Annotated in this window: 15 protein-coding genes; 11 read left to right on the top strand and 4 right to left on the bottom strand. The window is 71.0% G+C overall.

Going from position 1 to position 13686, the window contains the following annotated elements; all coding sequences use genetic code 11:
• The first annotated feature begins 32 nt into the window (after positions 1-32).
• The 6 genes from ACGF3H_RS26090 to ACGF3H_RS26065 all read left to right on the top strand — a co-directional run bounded on the left by ACGF3H_RS26090 (position 33) and on the right by ACGF3H_RS26065 (position 7392).
• Positions 33-1805: an ABC transporter substrate-binding protein gene (locus ACGF3H_RS26090; protein WP_362488967.1), complete on the top strand. Its 1773-nt coding sequence runs from the start codon at positions 33-35 to the stop codon at positions 1803-1805.
• 69 nt (positions 1806-1874) lie between these two features.
• Positions 1875-2882 carry an ABC transporter permease gene (locus tag ACGF3H_RS26085; RefSeq protein ID WP_362488969.1) on the top strand — a complete coding sequence of 336 codons (1008 nt, stop codon included), beginning with the start codon at positions 1875-1877 and terminating at the stop codon, positions 2880-2882.
• Positions 2879-3976 carry an ABC transporter ATP-binding protein gene (locus ACGF3H_RS26080; protein WP_362488971.1) on the top strand — a complete coding sequence of 366 codons (1098 nt, stop codon included), beginning with the start codon at positions 2879-2881 and terminating at the stop codon, positions 3974-3976. Before ACGF3H_RS26085 ends, ACGF3H_RS26080 begins: the two co-directional genes overlap by 4 nt.
• Positions 3973-5724, top strand: a complete 1752-nt coding sequence (locus ACGF3H_RS26075; RefSeq protein ID WP_362488973.1) for a dipeptide ABC transporter ATP-binding protein — start codon at positions 3973-3975, stop codon at positions 5722-5724. The genes ACGF3H_RS26080 and ACGF3H_RS26075 overlap by 4 nt, the downstream gene beginning before the upstream one ends.
• A 69-nt stretch (positions 5725-5793) precedes the next feature.
• Positions 5794-6453, top strand: a complete 660-nt coding sequence (locus ACGF3H_RS26070) for a trimeric intracellular cation channel family protein (RefSeq protein WP_362488975.1) — start codon at positions 5794-5796, stop codon at positions 6451-6453.
• Between the two features lie 78 nt (positions 6454-6531).
• Positions 6532-7392, top strand: coding sequence for a thioesterase family protein (locus tag ACGF3H_RS26065; RefSeq protein WP_362488977.1), 861 nt, complete (start codon positions 6532-6534; stop codon positions 7390-7392).
• 102 nt (positions 7393-7494) lie between these two features.
• Here the strand turns inward: ACGF3H_RS26065 and ACGF3H_RS26060 are convergent, their stop codons facing one another.
• Positions 7495-8121, bottom strand: coding sequence for a TetR family transcriptional regulator (locus ACGF3H_RS26060; RefSeq protein WP_362488979.1), 627 nt, complete (start codon positions 8119-8121; stop codon positions 7495-7497).
• 115 nt (positions 8122-8236) lie between these two features.
• Here ACGF3H_RS26060 and ACGF3H_RS26055 point away from each other — a divergent pair, with 115 nt between their 5' ends.
• From ACGF3H_RS26055 to ACGF3H_RS26045, 3 genes are all read left to right on the top strand, one after another.
• The gene (locus tag ACGF3H_RS26055) at positions 8237-8404 is read left to right on the top strand and encodes a hypothetical protein (RefSeq protein ID WP_362488981.1); all 168 of its coding nucleotides are present in this window, start codon (positions 8237-8239) and stop codon (positions 8402-8404) included.
• A gap of 58 nt (positions 8405-8462) precedes the next feature.
• Positions 8463-8729, top strand: a complete 267-nt coding sequence (locus ACGF3H_RS26050) for a DUF4190 domain-containing protein (RefSeq protein ID WP_362488983.1) — start codon at positions 8463-8465, stop codon at positions 8727-8729.
• A gap of 91 nt (positions 8730-8820) precedes the next feature.
• The gene (locus ACGF3H_RS26045) at positions 8821-9984 is read left to right on the top strand and encodes a cysteine desulfurase family protein (protein ID WP_362488985.1); all 1164 of its coding nucleotides are present in this window, start codon (positions 8821-8823) and stop codon (positions 9982-9984) included.
• Between the two features lie 12 nt (positions 9985-9996).
• Here ACGF3H_RS26045 and ACGF3H_RS26040 read toward each other — a convergent pair whose 3' ends face one another.
• Entirely contained in the window at positions 9997-10698 is a 702-nt protein-coding gene (locus ACGF3H_RS26040; protein WP_362488986.1) for an N-acetylmuramoyl-L-alanine amidase, read from the bottom strand.
• Positions 10699-10758: 60 nt separating this feature from the next.
• On the opposite strand from ACGF3H_RS26040, the gene mnmA reads away from it, so the two are divergent.
• On the top strand, positions 10759-11889 hold the full coding sequence (gene mnmA / locus ACGF3H_RS26035; protein ID WP_362488988.1) for a tRNA 2-thiouridine(34) synthase MnmA: 1131 nt from the start codon (positions 10759-10761) through the stop codon (positions 11887-11889).
• 4 nt (positions 11890-11893) lie between these two features.
• On the opposite strand, the gene ACGF3H_RS26030 is transcribed toward mnmA, so the two are convergent.
• Positions 11894-12673, bottom strand: a complete 780-nt coding sequence (locus ACGF3H_RS26030; protein ID WP_362488990.1) for an alpha/beta hydrolase — start codon at positions 12671-12673, stop codon at positions 11894-11896.
• A 16-nt stretch (positions 12674-12689) separates the two neighbouring features.
• Positions 12690-13034, bottom strand: a complete 345-nt coding sequence (locus ACGF3H_RS26025) for a DUF427 domain-containing protein (protein ID WP_362488991.1) — start codon at positions 13032-13034, stop codon at positions 12690-12692.
• Between the two features lie 95 nt (positions 13035-13129).
• Between ACGF3H_RS26025 and ACGF3H_RS26020 the strand changes: the two genes are divergently transcribed.
• The gene (locus tag ACGF3H_RS26020; RefSeq protein ID WP_362488993.1) at positions 13130-13669 is read left to right on the top strand and encodes a TIGR00730 family Rossman fold protein; all 540 of its coding nucleotides are present in this window, start codon (positions 13130-13132) and stop codon (positions 13667-13669) included.
• Positions 13670-13686 lie beyond the last annotated feature (17 nt).

Below are 13686 nucleotides of genomic sequence, written 5' to 3'. Positions count from 1 at the left end.
ACTGTCACGAGAGTCCCAAAGATTTGCCAACAATGGAGGGGAAGCAGACCATCATGCGAAGGTCAGCGCTGGCCGCGGTCGCGGCCATCGGCAGTGCGAGCTTGCTGCTTTCGGCTTGCAGCAAGGCCGATGACAACTCGGACAACAACGGTAAGAACTCGGCTGAGGCCAACGCTGCGACCAAGGGTGTCGTCAACGCCTCCACCCAGAAGGGCGGGACGGTCACGTACGAGTACGCGGACGTGCCGGACTCCTTCGACCCCGGCAACACGTACTACGCGTACATGTACAACCTCAGCCGGCTCTACGCCCGCCCGCTGATGACCTTCCAGCCCGGCGCGGGCGAGAAGGGCAACACCCTGGTCCCGGACCTCGCCGCCAGCAAGGGCGTGCCGAGCGACGGCGGCAAGACCTGGACGTACAAGCTGCGTGCGGGTCTGAAGTACCAGGACGGCACCCCGATCACCTCGAAGGACGTCAAGTACGCCGTCGAGCGTTCCAACTTCGCGCGTGACGTGCTCTCCCTCGGCCCGAACTACTTCCAGCAGTTCATGCAGGACGGCGACAAGTACAAGGGCCCGTACAAGGACAAGAGCCCCGAGGGCCTGAAGTCCATCGAGACGCCGGACGACACCACGATCGTCTTCCACCTCAACCGGTCCTTCCAGGAGTTCGACTACCTGGTCGCCACGCCGCAGACGGCCCCGGTGCCCCAGTCCAAGGACAAGGGCATCGACTACGTCAAGAGCATCGTGTCCTCCGGCTCGTACAAGTTCGAGAGCTACGAGGAGGGCAAGCAGGCCGTCCTCGTCCGCAACGAGAACTGGGACCCGAAGACGGACCCGCTGCGCAAGCAGTACCCGGACAGGATCGTCGTCAAGCTCAAGGTCAACGCCGAGACGATCGACCAGGACGTCCAGTCCGGCACCGCGATCGACCTCGGCGGCACCGGCGTCCAGGCCGCGACGCAGGCGAAGGTCGTCAACGACAACGCCCTGAAGGCCAACACCGACAACACCTACGGTGGCCGCCTGGTCTACATGGCGATCAACTCGCAGGTCGCGCCGTTCGACAAGGTCGAGTGCCGCAAGGCCGTCCAGTACGCCATCGACAAGGTCTCCGTGCAGACCGCCCTCGGCGGCCCGATCCGCGGTGAGATCGCCGGCACCGTCCTGCCGCCGGACATCACCGGCTACGAGAAGTCGGACGTCTACGCCACCGACGGCAGCAAGGGCGACGTCGCCAAGGCCAAGGAGCAGCTGAAGGCCTGCGGCAAGACCGCCATCAACACCAACATCTCGGCGCGCAGCGACCGGCCGCAGGAGATCGACGCGGCCACCGCGATCATCGCCTCGCTGAAAAAGGTCGGCATCAACGCCAGCCTGAAGCAGTACCCGTCGGGCAAGTACTTCACCGACTACGCGGGTGTGCCGACGTTCGACAAGAAGCAGAACATCGGCCTGCACATGATGCAGTGGGGTGCCGACTGGCCGTCCGGCTACGGCTTCCTGCAGCAGATCCTGCACGGTGACGCGATCGGCGCCTCGGGCAACACCAACCTGTCGTACATCAACGACAAGCAGATCAACGAGACGCTCGAGAAGTCCATCGCCACCCAGAACGAGACCGAGCGCAACGCGCTGTACGCCCAGATCGACAAGCGTGCGATGGACCTGGCCACCCTCGTCCCGCTGACCTACTTCAAGGTCCTGCTGTACCGCCCGACCACTTTCACCAACCTGGTGTCCACGGCGGCCTTCAGCGGTCAGTACGACTACCTCAACATCGGCACGACCAAGAAGTAGCCCCGGAAGGCAGGTGAAGGCATTGGTGCCCGCGGGCTTCGCGGCCCGCGGGCACCAGCGCCGGTCCCCGTGATCTCGTACATCCTCCGTCGGACGTTCGCGGCAGTGATCCTGCTGCTGGTCGTCACCGCGGTCACCTTCGCGATCTTCTTCCTGCTGCCGCGGCTCGCCGGCCAGACCGCCGACCAGCTCGCGCAGCAGTACATCGGAAAGAGCCCGACGAAGGCGGACATCCTCGCGGTCAAGCAGAACCTCGGTCTGGACGAGCCCCTGTACGTCCAGTACTGGCACTTCATCAAGGGGATCGTCAGCGGCGCCACCTACAACCTGGGCCCCACCACGGCGCAGTGTGACGCGCCCTGCTTCGGCTACTCCTTCAAGACCCACGTCGAGGTGTGGCCGCAGCTCACCTCCCGCCTCCCGGTGACCCTCTCGCTGGCCGGCGGGGCCGCCGTGCTGTGGCTGGTCTCCGGTGTCCTGATCGGTGTGATCTCGGCGCTCAAGCCCCGCAGCGTCTTCGACCGCACCTTCATGGGCGTCGCGCTCGCCGGTGTGTCGCTGCCCATGTTCTTCACGGGCAACCTGCTGCTCCTGCTGTTCACTTTCCAGTGGCCGATCTTCGGCCGCACCTATGTGCCGTTCACCGAGAACCCGGCCCAGTGGGCCAACACGCTCTTCCCGGCCTGGTGCTCGCTGGCCCTGCTGTACTCCGCCATCTACGCGCGCCTCACCCGCTCGGGCATGCTGGAGACGATGAACGAGGACTTCATCCGCACGGCCCGCGCCAAGGGCCTGCGGGAGCGCAGGGTGGTGGCCCGGCACGGGCTGCGGGCCGCGCTGACGCCGATCATCACCGTCTTCGGCATGGACCTCGGCCTGCTGCTCGGCGGCGCCGTGATCACCGAGAAGGTGTTCTCGCTGCCCGGCATCGGCCAGTACGCGGTGCAGGGCATCACCGACAACGACCTGCCCCCGATCCTCGGCGTCACCCTGCTCGCAGCCTTCTTCGTCGTGATCGCCAATCTCCTGGTGGACCTGCTGTACGCCGCCGCCGACCCACGCGTGAGGCTCTCGTGACCGAACTCTCCAAGACCGGGGCCGCCGTGGGTGAGCCCACGACCCCGCCCTCGGACGCGCCCGACGCGTTCCTCGCGGTCCGCGACCTCAAGGTGCACTTCCCCACCGACGACGGCCTGGTCAAGTCCGTCGACGGACTCAGCTTCCAGGTGGAGAAGGGCAAGACCCTCTGCATCGTCGGCGAGTCGGGATCCGGCAAGTCCGTCACCTCGCTGGCGATCATGGGCCTGCACCGGCTCGGCTCGCGCGGCAAGAACGTGCGGATGTCCGGCGAGATCTGGCTCGGCGGCAAGGAGCTGGTCTCCGCCGACCCGGACGAGGTCCGCCGGCTGCGCGGCCGCGAGATGGCGATGATCTTCCAGGACCCGCTGTCCGCGATGCACCCGTACTACACGATCGGCAACCAGATCGTGGAGGCGTACCGGGTCCACCACGACGTCAACAAGAAGACCGCGCGCACGCGGGCGATCGAGATGCTCGACCGGGTCGGCATCCCCGAGCCCGGCAAGCGCGTCGACAGCTACCCGCACGAGTTCTCGGGCGGTATGCGCCAGCGCGCGATGATCGCCATGGCGCTGGTCAACAACCCCGAGCTGCTCATCGCGGACGAGCCGACGACCGCCCTCGACGTGACCGTCCAGGCGCAGATCCTCGACCTCATCCGCGACCTGCAGAAGGAGTTCGGCTCCGCGGTCGTCCTCATCACCCACGACCTCGGTGTGGTCGCCGAGATCGCCGACGACGTCCTGGTGATGTACGGCGGCCGGTGCGTGGAGCGCGGCTCGGTCGACGACGTGTTCGAGCGGCCGCAGCACCCGTACACCTGGGGCCTGCTCGGCTCGATGCCGCGCATCGACCGGGAGACCTCCGAGCGGCTCATCCCGGTCAAGGGCTCGCCGCCGAGCCTCATCAACGTCCCCTCGGGCTGCGCCTTCCACCCGCGCTGCCCGTACGCGGACATCCCCAAGGGCGATGTCACCCGTACCGTGCGGCCGGAACTCCAGGTGGTCGGCAGCGGACACTTCTCCGCCTGCCACCTCTCGCCGGAGGACCGCACGCGGATCTGGACCGAAGAGATTGCGCCGAAGCTGTGAGCGATACGAAGAAGACGGACGCGACGACGGTTCCGGCCCAGGCGTCCTCTCCCGAGGACCGTGAGGTGCTGCTGAAGGTCGAGGGCCTGCAGAAGCACTTCCCGATCCGCAAGGGCGTCCTCCGGCGCCAGGCCGGCGCGGTCAAGGCCGTCGACGGCATCGACTTCGAGGTGCGCAAGGGCGAGACCCTCGGCGTGGTCGGCGAGTCGGGCTGCGGCAAGTCGACCATGGGCCGGGTCATCACCCGGCTCCAGGACCCGACGGGCGGCTCGATCCACTTCGAGGGCAAGGACATCACGCGGCTGAAGACGGCCGGGATGCGTCCGCTGCGGCGGGACATCCAGATGATCTTCCAGGACCCGTACGGCTCGCTGAACCCGCGGCACACCATCGGCGGCATCGTCTCGGCGCCGTTCCGCCTCCAGGGCGTGGAGCCCGAGGGCGGCGTGAAGAAGGAGGTCCAGCGGCTCCTGGAGCTGGTGGGCCTCAGCCCCGAGCACTACAACCGCTACCCGCACGAGTTCTCCGGCGGTCAGCGCCAGCGCATCGGCATCGCCCGCGCGCTCGCCCTGAAGCCGAAGCTGGTCGTGGCGGACGAGCCGGTCTCCGCGCTGGACGTGTCGATCCAGGCGCAGGTCGTCAACCTCATGGACGACCTCCAGCAGGAGCTCGGCCTGACCTACGTGATCATCGCGCACGACCTGTCCGTCGTCCGGCACGTGTCGGACCGGATCGCGGTGATGTACCTGGGCAAGATCGTCGAACTCGCCGACCGCACCTCGCTGTACGAGGCGCCGATGCACCCGTACACCAAGGCGCTGATGTCGGCGGTGCCGGTGCCGGACCCGAAGCGCCGGGGCGCCAAGAGCGAGCGGATCCTGCTCCGCGGGGACGTGCCCTCGCCGATCTCCCCGCCGAGCGGCTGCCGCTTCCACACGCGGTGCTGGAAGGCGACGCAGATCTGCAAGACCACGGAGCCGCCGCTGAAGGAGCTGCGGCCGGGCCAGCAGGTCGCCTGCCACCACCCGGAGAACTTCGAGGACCAGGCCCCGCAGGACGTCGTCCTGCTGACCGCCGCCAAGGAGGCGGCGGAGACGGTGCCGGACGAGGACCTGGCGCAGTCCGCGAAGACGTCGGCGGCGGTCACGGAGGAAGCGGCGAACGCGGAAGCGGCGAACGCGGACGCGGAGCCGACGGACACGGAACCCGCGAAGGCGGAGGACGTGAAGACGGCGACTCCGGAGGCGGAGGCCGCGGAGACGGAGCCCGCGGAGACGGAATCCGAGGAGACGGAGACTCCGAAGGCGGAGCCCGCGAAGGCGGAAACCGTGAAGGCGGAGCCCGCCAAGGCGGAGACTCCGAAGGCCGGCCCCGGAAAGGCGGAGCCCGTGAAGGCGGAGCCCGCCGAGGCGGTGGTCTCGAAGGCTGAGGCCCCTGAGGCCGAGGCCGAGGCCGCGGACGGGAGTCCCGAGGCGGTCCAGCCGGAGACGGCCGAGTCCGAGGCGGGAACCGGCGCGAAGCCGGAGGCGGACGCCGAGCCGGCGGCCGGTTCCGAGGCCGAGGCCGCTCCCGGACCGGAGGCGGACGCCGAGGCGGAGCCGGCGGCGCCCGAGGGGGAGCCGACGGTGCCCGAGGGGGACGAACCCGCGGCGCCCGAGGCCGGTTCGGCGCAGGGTGAGACCGCCGCGCCGGAGGCGGACGGTGAGGCCGAGCCGCCGGCCAAGAAGAACTCGGCGAAGAAGAAGTAGCCCGCCCGGTCCGTGAGCCCCCGCCTTCGTTTGTAAGGCGGGGGCTCTCCGGCAGGTGAGAATGGCAGGGTGTACGAGCAACTCTTCAGCCCGACCGTGCAGCACACGCTCGACCTGATCGGCATCTTCGTCTTCGCCATCTCGGGCGCCCTGCTGGCCGTCCGCAAGAACTTCGACGTGTTCGGCATCGCCGTGCTCGCCCAGGTCACCGCACTGGGCGGTGGGCTGTTCCGGGACCTGATCATCGGCGCGGTGCCCCCCGCCGCGTTCACGGACCTGGGGTACTTCCTGACCCCGCTGCTCGCCACGGTGCTGGTCTTCTTCCTCCACCCGCACGTCGAGCGCCTCCAGACCGGCGTCAACGTCTTCGACGCGGCCGGCCTCGGCCTGTTCTGCGTCGCCGGCACGACCAAGGCGTACGACTACGGGCTCGGCCTGACCGCATCCGCCTGTCTGGGCATGGCCACCGCGGTCGGCGGCGGGGTGCTGCGCGACGTGCTGGCCAACGAGGTGCCCTCGCTGCTGCGCTGGGACCGCGATCTGTACGCCGTCCCGGCCATCGTCGGCGCCACCATGGTCGTCCTGTGCATCCGCTTCGACGCGCTGAGCCCGTTCACGAGCGGTCTCGCGGTGGTGACCGCCTTCGTCCTGCGCCTGCTGGCCCTGCGCTTCCACTGGCGGGCGCCGCGCGCGTGGAACCGGCGGTCGACGGTCGTCGAGGGGGAGTGACAGGGCTCCCGCGCGCGACAAAGTCTCCGGCAACAGAAAAAGCTACCGCTTAGTAGTTTCCTGTTGTACCGTGCAGCCATGCCAGAAGCAGCCTCCGCACCGGCCACCCGGGCCCTCATCGGCGACAGCGAGTTCGACCGGGACACCAGCCTCACCCGGCGTGCGCCCGGTGTCTACGACATCGACCTCTCCGCCGGCTGGACCATCATCAGCGCCGTCAACGGCGGCTACCTGCTGGCCGTTCTGGGCCGCGCCCTCGGGGACGCACTGCCGCACCCCGACCCCTTCACCGTCTCGGCGCACTACCTGACCGCCTCCCAGCCGGGCCCGGCGGTCGTCCGCACCGAGACGGTCCGCACCGGCCGCACGCTCTCCACCGGCCAGGCGTCCCTCTTCCAGTACGACGACGAGGGCAACGAGGTCGAGCGCATCCGTGTCCTCGCCTCCTACGGCGACCTAGGCGCACTGCCCGACGACGTCCGCACGTCGGCGAAGCCGCCCGTGATCCCGCCCATGGACCAGTGCTTCGGCCCGGAGGACGGTCCCGCCCCCGTGGAGGGCAGCTCCGCCATCACCGACCGGCTGATGCTCAAGCTTGACCCCGCCACCCTGGGCTGGGCGCTCGGGCAGCCCTCGGGCAAGGGTGAGATGCGGGCCTGGTTCGGGCTCGCCGACGGCCGTGACGCCGACCCCCTCTCGCTGCTCCTCGCGGTGGACGCGCTGCCGCCGACCGCCTTCGAGATCGGGCTGACCGGCTGGGTGCCGACCGTCGAGCTGACCGTGCACGTGCGCTGCCGCCCGGCGCCGGGCCCGCTGCGCGTGTCCATCACCACCCGCAACCTCGCCGGCGGCTTCCTGGAGGAGGACGCCGAGGTGTGGGACAGCGCCGACCGCCTGGTCGCCCAGTCCCGTCAGCTGGCCCGGGTCCGGCTCGGCTGACGCTCCGGGCGGGGCCGTCCGCCCTTCCCGTCACCGCGCCCCGGGGCGCCGGGATCTGTCCGTCCCGGCGCCCCGGGGCGCGTTCCGCGTCGTCCCACCCGGTCAGTCCAGCCAGTGCCGGCGGCCGATGCTGATCAGCCGCATGCGGCGGTTGGCGACGGCTGCCACGTTCCGCCGCTCCTCCTCCGGGGCCTCCAGCGTCTCCAGGAACAGCGACGCCGTGATCAGCATCTGGTCGACGTAGAGGCCCGCGAGCATCAGCAGGTCGTCGTCGTGCCAGCCCGCCGACTGCGGGTCCTTGGCCAGCTCGGCCTGCACCTCCTCGGCGAACCGGGCCAGTTGGTCGCGTATGGCCTCCCGCACCGGCTGCACCCCACCGTGGCGCTCCCGGGCGATGAACCGAACATGGGCGGGGTGCGCGGCCACGTGGCCGGCGATCAGCTCCACGGCGCGGGCGATGCGTTCGTCACTGTCCTCCGCGGGCGACACCGTCGTCCGGATCATCGGATGCAGGCTGCCCAGCGCCTCCTCCACCAGGGCCACACCGAGGTCGGCGGTGGAGCGGAAGTGCCGGTAGAAGGCGGTCGGGGCGACGCCGACGGCACGGGTGACCTCGCGCAGGCCCAGGCTGCTCAGGCTCTGCTCCTCCAGCAGCGCGAGCGCCGCGTCCAGGAGTGCCTGACGGGTCTTCTGCTTCTGGGCCTGCCGAACGCCGAGGGTGTGACTCATGCCATGCAGTTAACAACTGTTCTCCGGAATTGGAAAGCCTTGGAGCGCGCTAGACTGGAAAGTCAGTGAACAACTGTAACTACAACCGTTCACCGAAGGTTGGGGGATCCGCTCCATGCTGTTTCTCGTCGTCGCGCTCCTGCTCCTCGGCGCCGTCCTGGGCACCGTCGCCCACGCGCCGCTCAGTCTCTCCGTCGCCGTCGGCCTGGTCATCGCCGTCTGGCTCGGCGTCTTCGCGATCCGCGAGCGGCACGGCCGCCGCCGGAGCGGCTCCGCCCACTGACCGCCGCCGGTCCACCGACGCACCGTCCGGCCCACCGACGCACCGTAGGGAGAACACCGTGCAGCTCACCGCACCGGCCACCCGCCGGACCGGTATCCGGGACACCGACGGCATGGCCGTCGCGTCCTTCGTCCTCGGCCTCCTCGGCCTGCTCGTCCTCAACGTCTTCCTGGGCCCCGTCGCCATCGCCTTGGCCGGCGTCGCCCTGTGGCGCGGCACCGCCCGCCGCGGCCGGGCCCTCCTCGGTCTCGGACTGGGCGTCGCCGACCTGCTGGTCCTGGTCGCGGTCATGTCCGCGGACCACACGATGTCGTGGAGTCTGTGAGCCACCCGCGGCGCGGCCCGGTCCCGGTTCGCCGAAGAGACCGGCCTTGACCCGAGGCCGCGCGGGGCCGCCCCGTAGAATCGGCCCCACCATGGCTTACCTCGACCACGCCGCGACCACCCCGATGCTCCCCGAGGCGGTCGAGGCACTCACCGCGCACGTGGGCGCCACCGGCAACGCCTCCTCCCTCCATGCGTCCGGCCGCCGCGCACGGCGCACCGTCGAGGAGGCCCGCGAGACCCTCGCCGACGCCCTCGGCGCCCGCCCCAGCGAGGTCGTCTACACCTCCGGCGGTACCGAGGCCGACAACCTCGCCGTCAAGGGCCTGTACTGGGCCCGCCGCGACGCCGACCCCGCCCGCACCCGGGTGCTGGCCAGCCCCGTCGAGCACCACGCCGTCCTGGACGCCGTCCACTGGCTCGGCGAACACGAGGGCGCGACCGTCGAGTACCTGCCGGTCGACGCGTACGGCCGCGTCCACCCCGAGGCGCTGCGCGAGGCCATCGCCCGCGACCCCGGCGACGTCGCCCTCGCCACCGTGATGTGGGCCAACAACGAGATCGGCACGATCATGCCGGTCCGCGAACTCGCGGACGTGGCCGCCGAGTTCGGCGTCCCGCTGCACGCCGACGCGGTCCAGGCCGTCGGTCAGCTCCCCGTCGACTTCGCCGCCTCGGGGCTCGCCGCGATGACGGTGTCCGGACACAAGGTCGGCGGCCCCTACGGCATCGGCGCGCTGCTGCTGGGCCGTGAGTACACCCCCGTGCCCGTCCTGCACGGCGGCGGCCAGGAACGCCATGTCCGCTCCGGCACCCTCGACGTGCCCGCCGTCGCCTCCTTCGCCGTGGCCGGTCGCCTGGCCACCGAGCGGCGCGAGTGGTTCGCCCGCGAGATCGGGGCCCTGCGCGACGGCCTGGTCGACGCGGTCCGCACGGCCGTCCCGGACGCCGTGCTGGGCGGCGACCCGGTGGACCGGCTGCCGGCCAACGCCCACTTCACCTTCCCCGGCTGCGAGGGCGACTCCCTGCTCCTGCTGCTCGACGCCCAGGGCATCGAGTGCTCCACCGGGTCCGCCTGCACCGCCGGCGTCGCCCAGCCGAGCCACGTCCTGCTGGCCACCGGCACCGACCCGGACCTCGCCCGCGGCACCCTGCGCTTCTCCCTCGGCCACACCTCCACCGAGGCCGACGTCGAGGCCCTCGCCAAGGCGATCGGACCGGCGGTGGAACGCGCACGGGCGGCCGGACTGACGTGACCGACGTGCGGGTCAGGCGCTTCTCGAGGCGCCGGGGGACGGGCCGCTCGTCGCCGCCCGCCGGACCAGCCTCATGTACCGGTCCCAGTCCCAGTGCGGCCCCGGATCGGTGTGGTCGGTGCCCGGCACCTCCACGTGGCCGATGATGTGCTCGCGGTCGACGGGTATCCCGTACCGCGCGCAGACAACGGCGGTCAGCCGGGCCGAGGCGGTGTACATCGCGTCCGTGAAGTCCTGCGGCCGGTCCACGAAACCCTCGTGCTCGATGCCGACACTGCGCTCGTTGTACTCCCGGTTGCCCGCGTGATAGGCCACGTCCAGCTCGCGGATCATCTGCGTGACGTGCCCGTCCTGGCCGACGATGTAGTGCGTGGCGGCCTTGTGACCGGGGTCCTGGAACGCCTTCACGGCGCTCGCGAAACTGCCCTGTGTGACATGGACGACCACCATGTCGATGCCGAAGTCATCGGGCCGGTCCGCGCGCCGCCAGTTGGCGTCCGACGCCGCCACCCACCGGGCGCCCGAGTAGTCGACGGCGCCCTCCTCGCGGGGCTTCTCCACGCCCGGCGTGCGCCACCACAGCCGCGCCAGCTCGTCGCGCGCCAGCACCGCCGTGCCCAGGGCCGCCGCCGTGCCGCCGACGATCAGCGCCCGGCGCCCGATGCGCCGGTCCGCGTCCCTGGATCCGCCCGCGGACCCGCTCTTCGCCCCCATGCGATCTTCAACGCATATACGCGCGCTCCGGTTCCCGCGCCCCCGTACCCTGGAAGGGTTATGACTGACACCCCGCAGCGCACCCGTCCCCTCCGTGTCCTCGCCGCCATGTCGGGCGGAGTCGACTCCGCCGTCGCCGCCGCCCGCGCGGCCGAGGCGGGGCACGACGTGACCGGCGTCCACCTGGCGCTCTCCGCCAACCCGCAGTCCTTCCGCACGGGCGCCCGGGGCTGCTGCACCATCGAGGACTCCCGGGACGCCCGCCGCGCCGCGGACGTCATCGGCATCCCCTTCTACGTCTGGGACCTCGCCGACCGCTTCCGCGAGGACGTGGTCGAGGACTTCGTCGCCGAGTACGAGGCGGGCCGCACCCCGAACCCGTGCCTGCGCTGCAACGAGAAGATCAAGTTCGCCGCGCTGCTCGACAAGGCCCTCGCGCTCGGCTTCGACGCGGTCTGCACCGGCCACTACGCGAAGGTGATCCTGCGCGAGGACGGCACCCGCGAACTGCACCGCGCCTCCGACATGGCCAAGGACCAGAGCTACGTCCTCGGCGTCCTGGACGACCGCCAGCTCGCGCACGCCATGTTCCCGCTCGGCGACACGCTCACCACCAAGGACGAGATCCGCGCGGAGGCCGAGCGCAGGGGGCTGGCCGTCGCCAAGAAGCCCGACTCGCACGACATCTGCTTCATCGCCGACGGCGACACCCAGGGCTTCCTCGCCGACCGGCTGGGCCGGGCGGAGGGCGACATCGTCGACGAGTCCGGCAATCGGCTCGGCACCCACGAGGGCGCCTACGGCTTCACCATCGGCCAGCGCAAGGGCCTGCGGATCGGCACGCCCGCGCCCGACGGCAAGCCCCGCTACGTCCTCGACATCTCCCCGGTGGACAACACGGTCACGGTGGGCCCGGCCGAGGCGCTGGACGTCACCGCGCTGACCGCGATCAAGCCCCGCTGGTGCGGCGCCGCCCCCACCGGCCCCGGCACCTACACCGCCCAGCTGCGCGCCCACGGCGGCGAGACCGAGGTCCGCGCCGAACTGGTCGACGGCACCCTGGAGGTGACCTTCACGGAGCCGGTGCGCGGGGTCGCCCCCGGCCAGGCGATCGTGCTGTACGACGGCACGCGCGTGGTGGGCTCGGCGACGATCGCGTCGACCGTGCGCGCCACGGCGGGCGTGGCCTGACGTCTCAGCCCGCGAAGAACTCCGCCAGCACCGGCGCCAGCACGCCCGGCTCCACCATGTGGCTCTGGCCCTCCAGGGCCCGGTACGCGCCGTCGGGCACGGCGTCGGCGACGGCCCGCGCAGCCTCGCGCATCCAGCCGGCGCCGGCGTCGCCCGCCAGGGCCAGCACGGGAACGGCGATCTCCGCCAACCGGGACCGCGGCACCCGGGCGTCGCCCATCACCGCGTCGTCGTACGCGAGACTCGGCGCGACCGACTCCATGCCGGCCCACATCGGCGACCGGCGGGCACCCCGGATCATCTCCTCGCCCAGGCCGGTGAGCCGCAGGAACAGCTCCACCGCGTCCCCGCGCCGCCCCTGCCCGAGCGCTTCGCCCAGCCGCTCGGTGTACTGCGCGCGGGCCCGGGCCGAGTCGTCGTCCATGGCGTACGGCACCTCGTAGACGGCGACCCGGCGCACCGGCAGCCCGCTCGCCGCGGCCCGCAGGACCAGTGCGCCGCCCGACGAGACGCCGTACAGCGACGCCTCGCCGCCGACCGCCTCGATCAGCGCCGCCAGGTCCTCGACCTCGCGCTCCACCGCGTAGGGCGCCGTGTCACCGCTTTCGCCCCGGCCCCGGCGGTCGTACACGGTGACGTCGAAGCGGTCCGACAGCGCCGTGGCCAGGGGTGCGAGCGTGGCACCCGTGGACATCGCCCCGCTGACCAGGACCACGGCCGGTCCCTGCCCGGTGCGTTCGTACGCGAGGTGCGTGCCGTCGCGCGAAAGCGTCTTCTTGTCCATGGTGGTGCAGATTGCCCTATTGCGCGGGTTTCATCCCTGAGGACACCTCGACGTCGTAGAAACACAGGTGGTCCTTGATCTCCGCCACGTCCGGCTTCGGGTCCGGATAGGCCCAGACCAGATCCTCCGCGTCCGGCAGCGACCAGTACGACGCGTCGCCCTTGAACGGGCAGTGCGTCCGCGTCGCGGACGGCGTCAGCAGGTCCGTGCGTACGTCCTCGGCGGGGAGGTAGTACCGGTCGGGACAGCCCGTCTCGTGCAGGGCCAGTGCCCCGTCGCTCTCGGCCAGGACCTGCCCGCCGTGCACCACGCGCACGTGCCGGTCGCTCCGCTCGATGGTGATGCGATGACCCTTCGTCACGATGCTCGCTCCTCCTCGGGTGGACCACGTCTCCGGTACAGCGTGCCCCGGAGCCGGGTTCTTCCCGGGCGGCACGCCCCCCGTACCGTGGATGCATGAACATCTGCGTCTTCCTCTCCGCCGCCGACCTCGACGAGCGCTACACGCGCCCCGCGAAGGAGTTCGGCACCCTCCTCGGCAAGGGCGGGCACACGCTCGTGTGGGGCGGTTCGGACACCGGGCTGATGAAGGTCGTCGCCGACGGTGTGCACGAGGCCGGAGGCAGGCTCCTGGGCGTCTCCGTGGACTTCCTGGCGGCCAAGGCGCGCGAGGGCGCCGACGAGATGGTCATCGCCAAGGACCTCGCCGAGCGCAAGCGGCTGCTGCTGGAGAAGGCCGACGCCGTGGTGATCATGGTGGGCGGCACCGGCACCCTGGACGAGGCGACGGAGATCCTCGAACTGAAGAAGCACGGGCACACCGACAAGCCGGTCGTGCTGCTCAACACGGCGGGCTTCTACGACGGGCTCAGGGAGCAGTTCCGCCGCATGGAGGACGAGGGCTTCCTGCCGCGTCCCCTCACCGAGCTGGTGTTCTTCGCCGAGGAGCCGGTCGGCGCGCTGGCCTACCTGGAGGAGAGCCAGGGCGTGGCCTGAGCCCGCGGTGATGCGAG

This window comes from Streptomyces sp. NPDC048185 (assembly GCF_043202495.1).
Lineage (GTDB): Bacteria > Actinomycetota > Actinomycetes > Streptomycetales > Streptomycetaceae > Streptomyces.
The sequence above is the reverse complement of the archived record's forward strand: the minus strand, read 5'-3'. Positions and strand labels throughout refer to the sequence as shown.